At 59.5% G+C, this 17,409-nt stretch carries 16 protein-coding genes; 8 read left to right on the top strand and 8 right to left on the bottom strand.

The genetic code is table 11. The features are described 5' to 3' along the window. On the top strand, positions 1–99 hold a 99-nt coding region (locus tag RGM3321_RS22750; protein WP_244391585.1), incomplete at its 5' end, for an IS3 family transposase. Positions 100–230: 131 nt separating this feature from the next. Here the strand turns inward: RGM3321_RS22750 and RGM3321_RS22745 are convergent. Continuing rightward, positions 231–1,313, bottom strand: coding sequence for a 5-(carboxyamino)imidazole ribonucleotide synthase (locus RGM3321_RS22745; RefSeq protein WP_244394924.1), 1,083 nt, complete (start codon positions 1,311–1,313; stop codon positions 231–233). 9 nt (positions 1,314–1,322) lie between these two features. Beyond that, positions 1,323–1,814, bottom strand: coding sequence for a 5-(carboxyamino)imidazole ribonucleotide mutase (gene purE, locus RGM3321_RS22740; RefSeq protein ID WP_002555898.1), 492 nt, complete (start codon positions 1,812–1,814; stop codon positions 1,323–1,325). Between the two features lie 360 nt (positions 1,815–2,174). On the opposite strand from purE, the gene RGM3321_RS22735 reads away from it, so the two are divergent. Continuing rightward, positions 2,175–2,807: a hypothetical protein gene (locus RGM3321_RS22735; protein ID WP_244394923.1), complete on the top strand. Its 633-nt coding sequence runs from the start codon at positions 2,175–2,177 to the stop codon at positions 2,805–2,807. 40 nt (positions 2,808–2,847) lie between these two features. On the opposite strand, the gene RGM3321_RS22730 is transcribed toward RGM3321_RS22735, so the two are convergent. Next, complete coding sequence (locus RGM3321_RS22730; RefSeq protein WP_058402533.1) at positions 2,848–3,753, bottom strand: LysR substrate-binding domain-containing protein; 906 nt, start codon at positions 3,751–3,753, stop codon at positions 2,848–2,850. 318 nt (positions 3,754–4,071) lie between these two features. On the opposite strand from RGM3321_RS22730, the gene aspA reads away from it, so the two are divergent. The 3 genes from aspA to RGM3321_RS22715 all read left to right on the top strand — a co-directional run bounded on the left by aspA (position 4,072) and on the right by RGM3321_RS22715 (position 8,264). After that, on the top strand, positions 4,072–5,496 hold the full coding sequence (gene aspA, locus RGM3321_RS22725; RefSeq protein WP_244394922.1) for an aspartate ammonia-lyase: 1,425 nt from the start codon (positions 4,072–4,074) through the stop codon (positions 5,494–5,496). 282 nt (positions 5,497–5,778) lie between these two features. Next, on the top strand, positions 5,779–7,230 hold the full coding sequence (locus RGM3321_RS22720; RefSeq protein ID WP_244394921.1) for an alanine/glycine:cation symporter family protein: 1,452 nt from the start codon (positions 5,779–5,781) through the stop codon (positions 7,228–7,230). A gap of 29 nt (positions 7,231–7,259) precedes the next feature. Continuing rightward, on the top strand, positions 7,260–8,264 hold the full coding sequence (locus tag RGM3321_RS22715; protein WP_054077390.1) for an asparaginase: 1,005 nt from the start codon (positions 7,260–7,262) through the stop codon (positions 8,262–8,264). A 59-nt stretch (positions 8,265–8,323) separates the two neighbouring features. Here RGM3321_RS22715 and RGM3321_RS22710 read toward each other — a convergent pair whose 3' ends face one another. The 3 genes from RGM3321_RS22710 to RGM3321_RS22700 form a co-directional block, all read right to left on the bottom strand. Continuing rightward, the gene (locus RGM3321_RS22710) at positions 8,324–9,211 is read right to left on the bottom strand and encodes a bestrophin family ion channel (protein ID WP_244394920.1); all 888 of its coding nucleotides are present in this window, start codon (positions 9,209–9,211) and stop codon (positions 8,324–8,326) included. Between the two features lie 120 nt (positions 9,212–9,331). Continuing rightward, complete coding sequence (locus RGM3321_RS22705) at positions 9,332–10,543, bottom strand: YeeE/YedE family protein (protein WP_244394919.1); 1,212 nt, start codon at positions 10,541–10,543, stop codon at positions 9,332–9,334. Between the two features lie 53 nt (positions 10,544–10,596). Further along, a complete protein-coding gene (locus RGM3321_RS22700) occupies positions 10,597–12,159 on the bottom strand; it encodes a PLP-dependent aminotransferase family protein (protein ID WP_244394918.1) in 1,563 nt (520 codons plus the stop codon). An 89-nt stretch (positions 12,160–12,248) separates the two neighbouring features. Here RGM3321_RS22700 and RGM3321_RS22695 point away from each other — a divergent pair, with 89 nt between their 5' ends. Genes RGM3321_RS22695 through RGM3321_RS22685 form a run of 3 tightly spaced genes read left to right on the top strand, consistent with a single transcriptional unit; the run spans position 12,249 to position 14,014 of the window. Next, a complete protein-coding gene (locus RGM3321_RS22695) occupies positions 12,249–12,887 on the top strand; it encodes an FMN-binding negative transcriptional regulator (RefSeq protein ID WP_244394917.1) in 639 nt (212 codons plus the stop codon). Then, the gene (locus RGM3321_RS22690; protein WP_122259292.1) at positions 12,884–13,330 is read left to right on the top strand and encodes a GNAT family N-acetyltransferase; all 447 of its coding nucleotides are present in this window, start codon (positions 12,884–12,886) and stop codon (positions 13,328–13,330) included. The genes RGM3321_RS22695 and RGM3321_RS22690 overlap by 4 nt, the downstream gene beginning before the upstream one ends. Before the next feature lie 15 nt (positions 13,331–13,345). Beyond that, positions 13,346–14,014: a GNAT family protein gene (locus RGM3321_RS22685; protein ID WP_244394916.1), complete on the top strand. Its 669-nt coding sequence runs from the start codon at positions 13,346–13,348 to the stop codon at positions 14,012–14,014. 152 nt (positions 14,015–14,166) lie between these two features. Here RGM3321_RS22685 and oadA read toward each other — a convergent pair whose 3' ends face one another. Both oadA and RGM3321_RS22675 read right to left on the bottom strand, forming a co-directional pair. Further along, positions 14,167–15,975 (bottom strand): sodium-extruding oxaloacetate decarboxylase subunit alpha, encoded by a 1,809-nt coding sequence (gene oadA / locus RGM3321_RS22680; RefSeq protein WP_244394915.1) that lies wholly within the window; start codon positions 15,973–15,975, stop codon positions 14,167–14,169. A gap of 11 nt (positions 15,976–15,986) precedes the next feature. Next, on the bottom strand, positions 15,987–17,402 hold the full coding sequence (locus RGM3321_RS22675; protein WP_244394914.1) for an acetyl-CoA carboxylase biotin carboxylase subunit: 1,416 nt from the start codon (positions 17,400–17,402) through the stop codon (positions 15,987–15,989). Positions 17,403–17,409: the final 7 nt, after the last annotated feature.

Below are 17,409 nucleotides of genomic sequence, written 5' to 3'. Positions count from 1 at the left end.
GGTCTGGATGAGTACATCCGCTACTACAACAATGACCGCATCAAGCTGAAGCTAAACGGCTTGAGCCCCGTAAAATACAGGGCTCAGGCGGCGCGCTAAAACTGTCCAACTTTCGGGGGGCAGTCCACTGCGTGGGAATGCAGTTTTCGACGCTCCGCGTCGCAAAAGGACGCGGAGTGTCGAAAACTGCATGCCAACGCGGAGCATCGGCACGCTAGCCGCAGGCCTGATCAGCCCTTGATCAGCGCTTCAACCAACTTCACCTGGCGATCCAGCGTTGCGCGGTCAGCGCTGCGGACCGTAGCGTGCCCTACTTTGCGGCCAGCCTTGAACGCCTTGCCGTAGTGGTGCAGGTGGCAATCTTCGACGGCGATGACCTTGTCCACTGCCGGCACTTCACCGATGAAGTTGAGCATGGCGCTCTCGCCGACCTTGGCTGTGGAGCCCAGCGGCAGACCGGCAACCGCCCGCAGGTGGTTTTCGAACTGGCTGCACTCGGCGCCTTCGGTCGTCCAGTGACCGGAGTTGTGTACCCGCGGCGCAATCTCGTTGGCTTTCAGGCCACCGTCGACCTCAAAGAACTCGAATGCCAGCACGCCTACGTAATCCAGCTGCTTCAGGACGCGACCGGCGTAGTCTTCGGCCAGTGTCTGCAAAGGGTGATCAGTGCTGGCGATGGACAGGCGCAGGATGCCGCTGTCGTGCGTGTTGTGGACCAGCGGGTAGAACCGGGTCTCGCCATCACGCGCGCGAACGGCGATCAGCGACACTTCGCCAGTGAACGGCACAAAGCCTTCCAGCAGGCAAGGCACGCTGCCCAGCTCGGCGAATGTATCGGTCACGTCTGCTGCCGAGCGCAGGACCTTCTGGCCCTTGCCGTCATAACCCAGCGTACGAGTCTTGAGCACCGCAGGCAGGCCAATGCTGGCCACCGCAGCATCCAGATCGGCCTGCGACTGAATATCGGCGAATGCGGGGGTCGGAATGCCCAGATCCTTGAACATGCTTTTTTCAAACCAGCGGTCACGCGCAATGCGCAACGCCTCGGCGCTCGGATAGACCGGTACGAACTGCGACAGAAACGCCACGGTCTCGGCCGGCACGCTTTCGAACTCGAAAGTCACCAGATCGACTTCATCAGCCAACTGACGCAGATGGTCCAGGTCGCCGTAATCGGCACGCAGATGCTCGCCAAGTGCAGCAGCACAGGCATCCGGCGCGGGATCGAGAAAGGCGAAGTTCATGCCCAGCGGCGTACCTGCCAATGCCAACATGCGGCCAAGTTGGCCGCCACCGATTACACCGATCTTCATGGAAAAACCTCAGGCGTGGCGTGGGTCTGGATTGTCCAGGACGCTGTCTGTCTGCTCAGCGCGGAATTTCTTCAGCGCTGCGTGGAATTGAGGGTGTTTGGCGCCAAGGATACTGGCCGAAAGCAGCGCAGCGTTGATCGCCCCCGCTTTGCCGATGGCCAGGGTCGCTACCGGAATACCGGCAGGCATCTGCACGATCGACAGCAAGGAGTCGACACCCGACAGCATCGACGACTGCACCGGAACGCCCAGCACAGGCAGGTGGGTCTTGGCGGCACACATGCCAGGCAAGTGAGCTGCACCGCCAGCACCGGCGATGATCACTTCAATGCCACGGCCCTCTGCTTCGTCGGCGTACTGGAACAGCAGGTCTGGCGTGCGGTGAGCTGACACCACCTTGACTTCATAAGGGATGCCGAGCTTTTCCAGCATGTCGGCAGTGTGGCTAAGGGTGGACCAATCGGACTTGGAGCCCATGATCACGCCAACCAGTGCGCTCATCGTCGTGCCTCTCATAGGGCGCCCGCAGGCGCGTCTGAAAACAACAAGCCACGCGGGGGAACCGGCGTGGCTTGTTGTACGAATAGTGACCGATTTAACCGGCCAAAGGCCGCGCAGTATACCGCAAAGCACCAGGATGACAGCCCCCCTGGACGACCAACCGCATGAGGTTTTTACAGGCATGGGCCACCGAGACAGACGACCTCGGAAACGCCCCTCATTCTTCCTGCACTTTGGTACAGGTCAGGACTACACCAGCAGTTGCCAATCCTGATTTACCCGACGCTGCGATTGTTATTAATTATGTCCATGGCCTGCTTCGGGCCATGACCCCATTCACTACTCAAGGACGAGTAAAACATGCTCAAGACAATCGCAAAATCCCTGTTGCTGATCGCTGCGTTCGCACTCTCTCAGGCCGCTTTGGCTGATGACGCTTCGAAGCGCCCGCTGTTCTTTTTTCTGTTCATACATGACGACGTAAAGGAAACCAGCAACGAGCGCCTTACCGAGGACTACTTTACGTGGCTCATCAAGGACCTCGAAAGCTTTACCGGTCGCCGGTTGCATCTGCAGTTCGTTCGCAACGTTACTGACGTGACCGACGTTGAGTACAAGAACGACAACCTGGACCAGACGTACTCCATCTGGAAGGGCAGACTCAATCAGTATTTGAGCGAGCAAAACCTGCCGAAAAATGGCACGACCAAGTACCTGTTGCTGACGCAAAGCAGACTGAACTCAGGCACGCTTGGCTTTGCTACCCTCAATGGGCATACGGGTATCGCCTCAATGGAATCGTTCCCTGCCGCCGCCCATGAGCTGGGCCATATGCTCGGTGGCACTCACGAACTGGCAGAAGTGATTTACAAAGGTGGCTGGTGGTGCGAGACCAATCTGGTAGCAACCCGCCAATCCCTACGCGCCAACTGCTACGTCTACAGCGACAAAAACAAGCAAAAAATCGCGGCAAACCTGAGTGAGTTCCCCTGAACAAGTACGGGCCGCTTGCCAAGAGCGGCCCGCCTCACGATCACTCTGGTGCAGCCGCACTCTCAAGCTTGCGCCACAGCAAGCGCACATTGGCCTTGCGTACCAGGGCGCAGCGGTACAGGCGGATCTCCAGCGGCACATGCCACTGCGGCCCGCCACACACCACCAGTTCACCGCGCGCCAGTTCGGCGCGCACACTCAGTTGCGGCACCCAGGCGATGCCCAACCCCTCCAGTGCCATGCTTTTCAGGCTATCGGCCATCGCCGTCTCGTAAACCGTCGTGAACCGCAGGTTGCGCTGACGCAGCAGCAGATTCACCGAGCGCCCGAGAAAGGCTCCGGCGCTGTAGGCCAGCAACGGCACACTGCCCTCGCCTTCCATATCGAATAACGGCTGCCCGTCGGCATCGGCGGCGCAGACCGGCAACATCTCGGTATGCCCCAAATGCAGCGAGGGAAAGATTTCAGCGTCCATTTGCAGCGCGGCGTCAGGATCGTAGAACGCCAGCATCAGATCACAGCCCCCTTCACGCAGCGCATGTACGGCATCGCCAACGTTGGTGGCCACCAGCCGGGTCGCAATGTTCAACCCTTCGTTGCGTAACTGGGCGATCCAGCGCGGAAAAAACCCCAACGCCAGGGAGTGTGCCGCGGCAACCTGCATCACCTCGCCCTGCCCACCTTCCAGATGATGCAGATGGCGCACGACCTCACCCAGTTGTTCGACCACCGTACGCGCGGTAACCAGAAACAGTTGCCCGGCAGCGGTCAGTTCGATCGGCGTGCGCGAGCGATTGACCAGCGTCAGCCCCAAGGCCGACTCAAGACTGCGGATACGCCGACTGAACGCTGGCTGAGTCACGAAACGACGCTCGGCCGCCTGGGAAAAGCTTCGGGTGGCCGCCAGGGCGCTGAAATCCTCCAGCCATTTGCTTTCCAGATTCATCAGGTCCTCCCGGACAATGGATGACTGCTTCGACAGGCAACTGCGCATGCCCTGCACGCAACCGGTTTCAAGCGACCCCGGTGGGACGCCCGGCAACGCGCTGCGGATACATGACCAGACGGCTCTGGCAAGGCGGCCGGAGCAGCGCCAGGGTGCGACATTTTGCCCCCTTTACGCACTGAACGGAATCCGGGTCACACCCTGATTATGCCGTTATTGCATAGGCCAGCGTTTAACAGCATTGGTCAAGACGGGGCGGCAAGCCCAATATTCGCGGCGTTCCGGCATTGTCCGTGCCTTTTTGAGACTTCTTTTATCATGTCCTCGCCTGCATCATCGCGCATCGAAAAAGACCTGCTTGGTGTTCTCGAAGTACCTGCCAACGCGTATTACGGCATCCAGACCCTGCGAGCGGTGAACAACTTTCACCTCTCGGGCGTGCCGCTTTCGCACTACCCTAAACTGGTTGTGGCCCTGGCCATGGTCAAACAGGCGGCAGCGGATGCAAACCATCAGCTCGGACACCTCAATGACGCCAAGCATGCGGCCATCAGCGAGGCCTGCGCCCGCCTGATCCGCGGCGACTTCCACGAACAGTTCGTGGTCGACATGATTCAGGGCGGTGCTGGCACCTCCACCAACATGAATGCCAACGAAGTCATCGCCAACATCGCTCTGGAAACCATGGGTTTCGAGAAAGGCGAGTACAAACACCTGCACCCCAACAACGATGTAAACATGGCGCAGTCGACCAACGACGCCTATCCCACCGCGATCCGTCTGGGTCTGCTGCTGGGTCACGACGCCCTGCTCGCCAGCCTGTCCAGCCTGATTCAGGCGTTCGCCGCCAAGGGTGAAGAGTTCAACCATGTGCTGAAGATGGGCCGCACCCAGTTGCAGGACGCCGTTCCAATGACCCTGGGTCAGGAATTCCGCGCCTTTGCCACCACCCTGACTGAAGACCTCAATCGCCTGCGCAGCCTGGCACCCGAGCTGTTGACTGAAGTGAACCTGGGCGGAACCGCCATCGGCACCGGCATCAACGCCGACCCCGGCTATCAGAAGCTGGCGGTCGATCGTCTGGCGCTCATCAGCGGCCAGCCTCTGGTGCCGGCAGCCGACCTGATCGAAGCGACCTCCGACATGGGCGCCTTCGTGCTGTTCTCGGGCATGCTCAAGCGTACTGCGGTCAAGCTGTCGAAAATCTGCAACGACCTGCGCCTGCTGTCCAGCGGCCCGCGCACCGGCATCAACGAAATCAACCTGCCGGCACGCCAGCCAGGCAGCTCGATCATGCCCGGCAAGGTCAACCCGGTGATCCCGGAAGCGGTCAATCAGGTTGCTTTCGAAATCATCGGCAACGACCTCTCGCTGACCATGGCTGCCGAAGGCGGACAACTGCAGCTCAACGTGATGGAGCCGCTGATCGCCTACAAGATCTTCGACTCGATCCGCCTGCTGCAGCGCGCCATGGACATGCTGCGCGAGCACTGCATCGTCGGCATCACCGCCAACGAACAGCGCTGCCGCGAGCTGGTCGAGCATTCGATCGGTCTGGTCACTGCCCTGAACCCCTACATCGGTTACGAAAACTCCACCCGTATCGCCCGCATCGCGCTGGAAACCGGCCGCGGCGTGCTGGAACTGGTGCGTGAGGAAGGTCTGCTCGACGACGCCATGCTCGACGACATCCTGCGCCCGGAAAACATGATCGCTCCGCGTCTGGCCCCCTTGAAGGCCTGACAGGAAATGACCTGCGCACCAAGCTCACCAGATTGAGGGCCTAGACACCCCTCAATTTTTTGAGGGTCTGGGAGTGATTCTCCAGACCCTTTTTTTTGCCCGCAGCAAAGGGCTCTGACACTGGACCCAGAGCCTTCGGCACCCCACTTTGGCGGAGTAATCCGTGGAAGTATTCATTCATCGTCGCGAATGAAGAATCAGACGTCCAAGAAAGCGACTACAGACGTAAAAACTTTGCACCGGTATAGTGCGCCCCCTCAAAAGTAGCGAGGAATAACAAAAATGCTGGAAATGATTAACGACTTTCTCTCCGGTAAGGTACTGATCGTACTTATCGTTGGCCTGGGTAGTTACTTCACGATCCGCTCGCGTTTCGTTCAGTTTCGACACTTTTTCCACATGTTCTCGGTTTTTCGCGACAGTCTGCGCAGCAGCGCAGGTCAGTTGAGTTCATTCCAGGCCCTGATGCTCAGCCTTGCGGGCCGCGTCGGAGCAGGCAACATCGCAGGCGTCGGCATTGCCGTAACGCTGGGCGGTCCGGGCGCCGTATTCTGGATGTGGGTCACCGCACTGGTCGGCATGTCCAGCAGCTTCATCGAGTGTTCACTCGCTCAGCTCTATAAACGCAAGGATTCCGAAGGGCAGTTCCGCGGCGGTCCGGCGTTTTACATCCAGCACGGTCTGGGCAAGCGCTGGCTAGGCATGGTCATGGCCGTACTGTTGCTGGTGACCTTCGGTTTTGCCTTCAACGGCCTGCAATCCCACGCCGTGACCGACTCGCTGAAAAGCGCGTTCAACATCGACACCCGTACCACCGGCATCTGTCTGGTCGTGCTGCTGGGTCTGGCCTTCGTCGGCGGCATCAAGCGTATCGCGGCAATTTCCGACCTGCTGGTTCCGGTCAAGACCCTGATCTACATCGCGGTCACCATCTACGTCATCGTTCTGCAGATCGACCACGTTCCCGGCATGCTGATGACCATCGTCAGAAGCGCCTTTGGTCTTGACCCGGTATTCGGAGGCCTGATCGGCAGCGCCATCGTGATGGGCGTCAAGCGTGGCGTGTTCGCCAACGAAGCCGGTCTGGGCAGCGCGCCCAACGTGGCCGCTGTTGCGCATGTAGAGCACCCGGTTGCACAAGGCGTGGTTCAGGCGTTCAGCGTGTTCCTCGACACCTTCGTGATCTGCACCTGCACCGCCTTGCTGATCCTGCTGTCCGGTATCTACGACATCGGTTACGACGGCAACGGCATCGTTCTGGCGCAGAACTCGCTGGCCGCAGTGGTCGGTGACTGGGGCAGAATCTTCATCAGCGTGGCGCTGGCACTGTTCGTCTTCACCTCGATTCTCTACAACTACTACCTGGGTGAAAACAGCCTGCGGTTCCTGTTTGGCGAGAAGATCCAGACCATCATCATCTACCGTATCGCGGTGCTGGTGTTGATCATGTGGGGTGCCGTCGTCGACCTGAAAGATGTACTGGCATTCGCCGACATCACCATGACCATGCTGGCGTTCGTCAACCTGATCGCACTCGCCATGCTGTTCAAAGTCGTCAAGCGCATTCTGAACGACTACGATTCGCAGCGTCGGGCTGGCATCAAGACTCCGGTGTTCGATTCCAGCCAGTTCCCTGATCTGGACCTGGATCGCAGCGCATGGCCAGCCAATCCGACCCGTCAGTCGACACAGGACGCCGAAGCGGCAGCCAAGCCTGTACCCGAAGCACGATAACCAACGCGACCTTACGCCGGAGAACAACCATGACTGATCATGCACATAAACCCGCTCAGAGCGTCATGGTTCTTTACACCGGCGGCACCATTGGCATGCAGGCCAGCGCCAACGGCCTGGCACCCGCCTCGGGTTTCGAGGCGCGGATGGCCGGGCAACTGGCCGAGCACCCGGAACTGCGGGTGCCGCAGTGGCGCTTTCGCGAGATGTCGCCGCTGATCGACAGCGCTAACATGACCCCTTCCTACTGGCTGCGCCTGCGTGAGGCGGTGATTGAGGCGGTGGAGGTCGATGGCTGCGATGCAGTTCTGGTGCTGCATGGCACCGACACCCTGGCATACAGCGCGGCGGCCATGTGCTTCCAGCTGTTGGGTTTCCATGCTCCCGTAGTGTTCACCGGCTCGATGCTGCCCGCTGGCGTTCAGGACAGCGATGCCTGGGAAAACGTCAACGGTGCCCTGCTGGCGCTGGGTTCGGGTCTGGTGTCAGGCGTTCAGCTGTATTTCCACGGGCAACTGATGACGCCTGTGCGCTGCGCGAAAATTCGCAGCTTCGGTCGTCAACCGTTCGCACCGCTGCAACGTTCGCGTGGCGGTCATGCAGTGGTTTCGCTACCCGATGCACTGAACTACCGGCAGGCGAAGACGCTGGCAGAGGTCGCTGTATTGCCACTGTTTCCCGGCGTCGGCGCAGCTCAGCTGGACGGTCTGATCAACAGCGGTATTCGGGGTCTGGTGCTTGAATGCTTCGGCAGCGGCACAGGGCCAAGTGATGATCCGCAGTTTCTGGCCAGCCTGGAAAATGCACGAGCACTTGGTATCTGCGTTGTCGCGATTACCCAGTGCCACGAAGGCGGTGTCGAGCTGGATGTCTACGAAGCGGGCAGCCGCCTGCGTGGTGCAGGCGTGCTTTCCGGTGGCGGCATGACCCGCGAGGCAGCGCTTGGCAAACTGCATGCACTGCTGGGGGCAAGCCTGACGACCGAGGAAGTCAGGCGACTGGTCGAACTGGACCTGTGTGGCGAGCTGCGTTAAGCAGCTGCAATCTTTGCGTTAACCGAGGCGTTCTGCACACGCGCAACGCCTCACCCTCTTTACGAAGCCTTGCTTTCTTCCTGCGCGCCCCTGAGCATCGAATCCAGATTGCGCTCGATGTTTTCGCACAACGCCGTCATCTGAATCTCATGTTCGCTGGCACGGAACGGGCTCTGCAGGTCGGTGCCGATCTTTTCGATGGCCAACAGCATGAAGCCCACCACGGTTGATGCCAGCGGCGTGAACCAGCCCAGGGTTTCGACCAGGCCAATCGGTACGATCAGGCAGAACAGCGTGATGAACAGGCGCGGAAAGGCCACGTACGGATAAGGCAATGGCGTGTTGGCAATACGCTCCATGCCACCCTGGCAGTTGGAGATGTCCACCATGGTCGACTCCAGACGCGCCAGACGAATGCTGTCCAGCCGCCCCGCCTGATACTCTTTGGCCAACAGCGCTGCGGAGGTATTGAGCAGGTCGTTGGGGAAATTGTTGGTGTCGTGACGGCGCTCGAATTCCTCGCGGGGAATCAGCATCTGAATCTCGTCGCCACACTTGGCGCCTTTCAGGTGCGCGGACAGGCATTTCACGTAGGCAACATGGCGACGCAACAACGTGGCCTTGACCGGGTTGATCCCGGCGTCATCCTCGACCAGGGTCAGCACCTGCCGAGCGAAACTGCGCGAACTGTTGACCAGCGCACCCCACAACGTTCGTGCTTCCCACCAGCGGTTGTAGGCGCTGGAATTACGAAAGCTGGTGAGGACCACGAGTGCCGAGCCCAGCAGGGTCAACGGCATGGAAGGCAATGTAATCTTGCGCTCCAGATACAGCATGAAGTCGACCGTGACGATCACATCCCAGATCAACAACCAGAAAAGCGACCAACCCACATAACCGATGGTCTTGCCGAGAAAACGGATTTTCGAAATGATCGTTTGCTGCAAAAGAATTACCCCATCGAAAAATAAGCGAATCGCAGGCTCACAGCTGCTGCATGGCCTTTGAATGCCAAACCGGCAGATGGTTCGCAAACGACCCGCTTTATCTCGGGGTTACAGACTTCCTCAGCAGCCAGTCAGCGCCACTTGCGGGCGTTCGCCAGCGAAGAAAATCGGCCTCAAGCGGACGCCGATCACGTTACCGGCGTAGGCTGCAACGAGCCACAGCCAGCCGTGCAGGCTGCCCGAAGCAATACCGCTGAAGTACGCACCGATGTTGCAGCCGTAGGCCAGACGCGAGCCATAACCCAGCAGCAACCCGCCGATAACCGCAGCAACCAGCGAGCGCGTGGGAATGTCCAGGCTCGGCGCAAAACGGCCGGCCAGCCCTGCCGCCAGCAAGGCACCGAGCATGATGCCGATGTCCATCACACTGGTGACGTCTTCCCACACCGGAGCCGCCAACGCCTTGGCGTTCGCCGCGCTCTGCCAGAACACCCAACTGCCGACGTCCACACCCAGACCACTGGCCACCTTCGCGCCCCACAGCGCGAACGCCGAGGTGATGCCCCACGGACGCCCCGCCAGCGCCAGTGTTGCGTAATTGAGCAGCGCCAGCGCGACAGCGCCCCAGACCAGAACCCACGGCCCGCGAAGCACCCGGCTGAGCCCACGGTGATCAGTGCTGAGCGGCGCTTCAAGCTGTCCATGACGCCGCTTTTCGAGCTTCACGGTTATGAAAGCGATCAAGGCGAACAAAGCAAGATTCACCACCAGCGCAGGCAGCACGCCGAAGGTCTTGACCACCGAAACTGCCGGGAACGAAGGCAGAGCAAACCACCAGTCAACGTGATGGGTCGCAATCAACGAACCGAGGATGAAAAACAGCAGCGTCACCAGCATGCGTGCATTGCCACCACCTGCGGTGAACAACGTACCGGACGCACAGCCACCGCCCAGTTGCATGCCGATACCGAAGATGAACGCACCAACGACGACCGAAATTCCGGCCGGAGCGACCAGTCCGGTAACGGGCTGACCGAACAACGTGCCAGCACCCAGCGCAGGAAAAAATAGCACCACGGCCACCGCCAGCATGACCATTTGCGCCCGCAAACCCGCACCGTGGCGCTCACGAATAAACACCCGCCACGCCGAGGTGAAGCCGAATGCCGCGTGATACAGCGTCACGCCCAGCGCTGCACCGACGATCCACAGCATTACCTGGCGGGTGCCGACACTAAGCAGCAGAAACTGAGCGCCCATCAGCAGCAGGAACAGCGCAGCCAGCGGCGCGCCGAACTTGCGTCCGGGTGTTGCAGTAAGAGAGTTGTTCATGGGTATCTCAGGACAAGTAACAGAAAGTGCAGATTATACGCCTGCCAGCGGGACTACTCGGACCAGGCCTTGCGCAGCCTGTTCAATGCTTCGGCAATCTCGACCTCGGGCACTGCGGCAAAGCCCAGCACCAGCCCGGCGCGGTTATCCACAGGCTCGCTGGAATCGGGCAGCCAGTAATCACTCAAGGCATTCATCTCGACGCCGACGCTGCCAGCCTTGGCAATCAGTGCCTGCTCACGCGCGACACTGTCTACCTTGACCATCACATGCAGCCCTGCAACCACCCTGGGCATTACAGCGCACCCAGCTATGTCGGCAGGCCAGTTATCCAGCAGCGCATTACGACGGCTCAGCGCCGCGCGACGCATACGACGGATGTGTCGTTGAAAGTGCCCCGACGCAATGAATTGCGCCATGACCGCCTGCACGCCAATCTCGGTATGGCGCATGTCTACCGCCTTGCGCCGGCTGAACGGGCGGACAAGTTGCTCAGGCAGAACCAGATACCCGAGGCGCAGCGCCGGAAAGGCGATTTTGCCGAACGTGCCGACATAGAGCACTCGACCGCTCTGGTCGAGCGCAGCCAACGGGGCCAATGGCGACCCGCTGTACCGATACTCACCATCGTAATCGTCCTCGACAATCCAGCCCTGGTGCCTCTCGGCCCAGGCCAGTAATTCCAGGCGCCGTGCCAGGCTCATGACTACGCCAGTCGGGTACTGATGCGAAGGGGTCACATACGCCAATCTGCAATTGGCCTGCTCAAGGTCAGCGCAACGCATGCCCTCGTTATCCACAGGCACACCGTGCAATTGCGCACCTCCCAGTGCAAACGCATGACCCGCCGCGCGATAGCCTGGATTTTCCACAGCAACGCTATCGCCTGGCGTCAAAAGCAACTGTGCACAAAGGCTGATGGCATGTTGCGCGCCACTAGTGATCACAATTTGCTCAGCGCTGCAATGTAGCCCACGCGATGAACGCAGATAGACCGCAATCAATTCGCGTAACCGCGAGTCCCCCGCAGCAGCCCCATAACCGAGCTGAGCAAGGTCTGGCTTGCGCCAAAAGGCCGCATAAAGCTTGGCCCACAAGGCAAACGGGAAAAGATCGAAGGCCGGAACCCCTACCCGAAAGGCCCGCGGTCGTCCAGTCGGCGGCTCGTGCAGATGATGCTTTTCAAGCAGCACGCGTGTCGGGTTGTGGATAACTTCATCGGAACAATTCGACGGCATTTCTGCCGCAATTGTGGACAAACCTGTGTGTAACCCTGTGGATACACCTGTGGGTAAGTTGGTGGATAGTTTTTTACGGCTAGGCCGTCGAGGCGCAGCGCTTCGTTCAGACAGCTGCGCAACATACGTACCGTCGCCAACGCGCCCTTCGATGAAACCCTCGGCATATAGCTGGTCATAGGCCCGCATGACGCTGTTACGGGAGACGCCCAGTGAATGCGCCAAATCGCGGCTGGCTGGCAGACGCATGCCGCCACTCAAGCGCCCATCCAGCACTTGCTGGCGCAAAATCTCATAGAGCTGCTTGCTCAAGCCGTGATTCGGGTCCAGCTCAATGCCGGTAAGCGTGGGTGGAAACGCGACAGGGGCGATGGGCATTAATTGGTCCCATAAAAATTATAAAAAATGGATCTTACATCAGACCAATACCTTGCCTACGATCGCTTCATCAGCCAAGGAACATCACCATGTACATACCTGCCGCCTTCAAGGAAAACGACACGCTCAGCCTGCACGAGCAGATGGATCAAACTCGTCTGGCTATTCTTGTCACACAGGGTGAAGAAGGATTGCACGCGACCCACTTGCCGCTACTGTTGCGCCGCGATGAAGGTCCGCACGGCACGCTTTATGGGCATCTGGCCAGAGCCAACCCGCAGTGGCAGCAGTTGAACTCAGGTGTCGAAGCGCTGGTGATTTTTCCCGGCGGCGATGCCTATGTGAGCCCGTCTTTCTACCCGAGCAAGGCAGAACACGGCAAGGTTGTACCTACCTGGAATTATCTGGCCGTGCATGCCTATGGGCAGGCCACGGTTTTTACCGATGCAGCGCAACTGCACCAATTGCTGGCTGACCTGACCCATCGCCATGAGTCCAGCCGCCCGCAACCCTGGTCACTCGAGGATGCACCTGCGGACTACATTGCAAAAATGCTGGGGGCGATTGCAGGGTTTGCAATTCCCGTGCAGCGGCTGCAAGGCAAACGCAAACTCAGCCAGAACCGCAGCGCTTCGGACATGGCCGGTGTACGCGACGGCCTCGCTGCAAGCGAGGATGCAAACGATCAGCAAATCGCTCGTTTGATGAGCGCAGGGAGAACGTTATGACCGATGTCCGGATTCGCGCCGTTACTGTCGACGACCATAAGGCCTGGCTGCCTCTATGGCAGGCCTATCTGCGCTTCTACAATACCGAGTTGGCCGAAAGTGTCAGCGACGTCACCTGGCAACGCCTTGTGGACCCGAACGAACCGACCCACTCGGCGCTGGCCTGGCTGGATGGCGAAGCGGTGGGCATGGTGAACTTCATCTACCATCGCTCCAACTGGAGCATCAACAATGCCTGTTACCTGCAGGACCTGATTGTCGCGCCCGAGCAACGCGGAACGGGTATTGGCAGGCAACTGATCGAGTTTGTCTATGCCACGGCCAAGGCAGACGGTTGCGACAAGGTGCACTGGCTGACCCACGAAACCAACGCCACGGCCATTCAGTTGTATGAAAGGATTGCCGAACGGCCTGGCCTCATACAATTTCGCAAAGCGCTCTGAAACAGGAAGTGATTAATGTCCGACACTCTGCTGGACTGGCAAGCCGCTGCATTGCCCACAACCAAGACTCTGACAGGCCGTTTCATTCGCTTGGAAAAACTCGACGCCACACGTCACGCAGATGATTTGTGGGCTGCACTTCAGGGGCCGAATGCCGACCCGAAACTGTGGGATTACCTGCCTTACGGACCTTTTATCGAGCGCAGTGCGTTTGATGCATGGCTGGCCGGGCATCAGGTAGCGTCCGACCCGTGGTTTTATACGGTCGTCGATCAGCAGACCGGTAAAGCCGAAGGAGTCATCAGCCTGATGTCGATCGCCGCCGCCCACGGGCGTATCGAAATAGGTCATGTCACCTTCAGCGCGGCCATGCAACGCACTCCCAAAGGCACCGAAGCCATCTACCTGTTGGCCAGAGAAGCCTTCGCGCTGGGCTATCGCCGCCTGGAATGGAAGTGCAACGCCAACAACGCCCGTTCCAAACGCGCAGCCCAACGATTTGGCTTCAGCTACGAAGGTGCCTTCCGCCAGCACATGGTGGTCAAAGGTCAGAGCAGGGATACCGCGTGGTACTCGATCCTCGACAGCGAATGGCCTGAACTGCAAAAAACCTTTGAAAGCTGGCTGGCTGTGGATAACTTCGCGGATGGGCAGCAGATCAAAGGGCTTGAGGCGTTTCGCTGATCCTGAGGACGCAGAGCGTCCAGAACGGCATTCCCACGCTGGAGCGCGTGGAACGATAGCGGTGACAACCGGGCCCGCCTGCACAGAATAAAAAAAGGGAAGCCACGAGTGCTTCCCTGAGGTAAATCGTTGAGTTATCTGTATGTGCCCGGTCAGCCTTCGATCTCGATCAACACTTCGCCCGGATTGACCCGGTCGCCCTTGGCGACGTGGATGGCGACGACCTTGCCCGCGACCGACGCCTGAACCTCGGTCTCCATCTTCATCGCTTCAGTGATCAGCAGTGCCTGACCGGCCTTGACCACATCGCCCTCCTTGACCAGCACATCGACGATGTTGCCGGGCATGGTCGTGCTGACGTCGCCCGGTGCATGGGCCTGCTTGCGTTTGCTGGCCCCGCCACCGACGAATTCGTTGAGCGGCTCGAACACCACCTCTTCCGGCATGCCATCGATGGACAGGTAGAAGTGGCGCTTGCCCTCGGCCTTGACGCCCACGCCGGTGATGTCGACCCGATAGGTTTCGCCGTGCACATCAATAACGAACTCGGTCGGCACGCCCTCGCCGCCCGCTCTGGCCACGCTTCCGGCTTCGGGAATCGGCAGCAGCACTTCCGGCGTCAGTGTTCCGGCTGCACGCTCTTCAAGAAACTTGCGGCCGATGTCCGGGAACATGGCAAAGGTCAGCACGTCCTCTTCGGACTTGGCCAACACGCCGATATCGGCCCTTAGCTTGGTCATCTCCGGCTTGAGCAGGTCGGCCGGACGAACATCGATCAGTTCTTCATTGCCGATCGCCTGGCGACGCAGCTTCTCATCCACCTGCCCCGGCGCCTTGCCGTACCCGCCCTGCAGATACAGCTTCACTTCATTGGTGATGGTTTTGTAACGCTCCCCGGCCAACACGTTGAAGAACGCCTGAGTACCGACGATCTGCGAAGTCGGAGTTACCAATGGCGGATAACCGAGGTCTTTGCGCACGCGCGGAATTTCAGCCAGTACTTCGCTCATGCGGTTGAGTGCGCCCTGCTCTTTCAACTGATTGGCCAGGTTGGAAATCATCCCGCCAGGCACCTGATTGACCTGCACGCGTGTATCAACCGCGGTGAATTCGCTCTCGAACTGGTGATACTTCTTACGCACCGCGTAGAAATACAGACCGATTTCCTGCAACAGTTCCAGGTCCAGCCCGGTGTCAAACTCGCTGCCCTTGAGCGCCGCAACCATTGACTCGGTGCCCGGATGGCTAGTGCCCCAGGCAAAGCTGGAGATCGCCGTATCGATATGGTCCGCGCCGCTTTCAATGGCCTTGAGCTGGCACATGGCAGCCAGGCCTGCGGTGTCGTGGGAGTGAATGAACACCGGCAGCGACTGTTCGGCTTTCAGCGCCTTGACCAGTTCACCCGTGGCATAGGGAGTCAACAGACCGGCCATGTCCTTGATCGCCACCGAATCGCAGCCCATCGCTTCCATCTGCCGGGCCTGCGCGACGAACGCTTCGATGGTGTGCACCGGGCTGGTGGTGTAAGCGATGGTGCCCTGCGCATGCTTGCCCGCCGCTTTCACCGCCTCGATGGCAACGCGCAGGTTACGCACATCGTTCATGGCATCGAAAATACGGAACACATCGATACCGTTCACCGCCGCCTTGGCGACGAACGCCTTGACCACGTCATCGCTGTAATGCCGATAGCCCAGCAGGTTCTGGCCCCGCAGGAGCATTTGCAAACGGGTATTGGGCAAGGCCGCGCGCAGTTGACGCAGGCGCTCCCACGGATCTTCCTTGAGAAAACGCACGCAGGCATCGAAGGTCGCGCCGCCCCAGACTTCCAGCGACCAGTAACCGACCTTGTCGAGCTTGTCGCAGATCGGCAGCATGTCCTCGGTACGCATGCGGGTCGCCAGCAATGATTGGTGAGCGTCACGCAGGATGGTGTCGGTTACAAAAATCTTTTTGGACATTTCACTATTCCTTACAGACCGGCGTGTGCGGCAATGGCGGCGGCGATGGCCAGAGCCAGCTCTTCGGGTTTGCGCTTGATCGAATAATTGGTCAGCTCGGGGTGGCTCTCGACAAAGCTGGTGTTGAATTCACCGCTGCGAAATTCCGGGTTACGCAGAATTTCCTGGTAATAGGCAGCCGTTGTCTTCACTCCTTGCAGGCGCATGTCATCCAGCGCACGCAGGCCACGGTCCATCGCCTCTTCCCAGGTCAGCGCCCAGACGATCAGCTTCAGGCACATCGAGTCGTAAAACGGCGGAATGGTGTAGCCGGTGTAAATTGCCGTATCGGTGCGCACGCCTGGTCCTCCGGGCGCGTAATAGCGGGTGATCTTGCCGAAACTGGGCAGAAAATTATTTTTTGGGTCTTCGGCGTTGATCCGGAATTGCAGGGCAAAACCGCGGTGAATGATGTCTTCCTGCTTGATCGATAGCGGCAGGCCGGAGGCGATACGGATCTGCTCGCGAACAATATCGATGCCGGTGATTTCTTCGGTGATGGTGTGCTCGACCTGCACCCGGGTGTTCATTTCCATGAAGTACACCTCGCCCTCGGCGAGCAAAAACTCCACGGTCCCGGCGTTCTCGTAACCGACAGCCTTGGCCGCACGCACCGACAGATCACCGATATAAGCACGCTGCTCGGGAGTCAGTTGCGGGCTGGGAGCGATTTCGATGAGCTTCTGATTGCGGCGCTGAATCGAGCAATCGCGCTCGAACAGGTGCACCACGTTGCCGAAGCTGTCGCCCAGAATCTGCGCTTCGATATGCTTGGGATTGACGATGCACTTCTCGAGAAACACTTCCGCCGAGCCAAAGGCCTTGGTCGCTTCGGAAATCACCCGAGGGAATGCCTGCTCGAGTTCTTCGCGGCTGTTGCAACGGCGTATGCCGCGCCCGCCGCCCCCGGAGGTGGCCTTGAGCATCACCGGGTAACCAATACGCTCGCCTTCGACCAGCGCCTCGTCGATGTCCGCCACGTTGCCTTCGGTGCCGGGCGTAACCGGCACACCGGCCTTTATCATGCTGCGCCGCGCTTGGGTCTTGTCACCCATGCGACGAATCACTTCTGCGGACGGACCGATAAACTTAATGCCACGTTCAGCACAGATGTCGGCCAGCTCGGCGTTCTCCGACAGAAAGCCATAACCGGGATGCAGCGCATCGCAGCCAGTCTCTACCGCCAGATTTACCAGCTTGCGCGGGTTCAGGTAACCGGCCAACGGTTCGGCACCAATGCTATAGGCTTCGTCAGCACGTTTGACATGCAGGGCATGCCGGTCAGCGTCGGAAAAGATCGCGACCGAGCGAATACCCATCTCGGCGCAGGCGCGCACGATCCGGACGGCAATCTCCCCGCGGTTGGCGATCAGAATTTTTGTTATCACTGGCGTT

This window comes from Pseudomonas sp. RGM 3321 (assembly GCF_022836805.1).
In the GTDB taxonomy this organism is placed as follows: Bacteria; Pseudomonadota; Gammaproteobacteria; order Pseudomonadales; family Pseudomonadaceae; genus Aquipseudomonas.
This window is presented reverse-complemented; position numbering and strand designations above follow the sequence as displayed.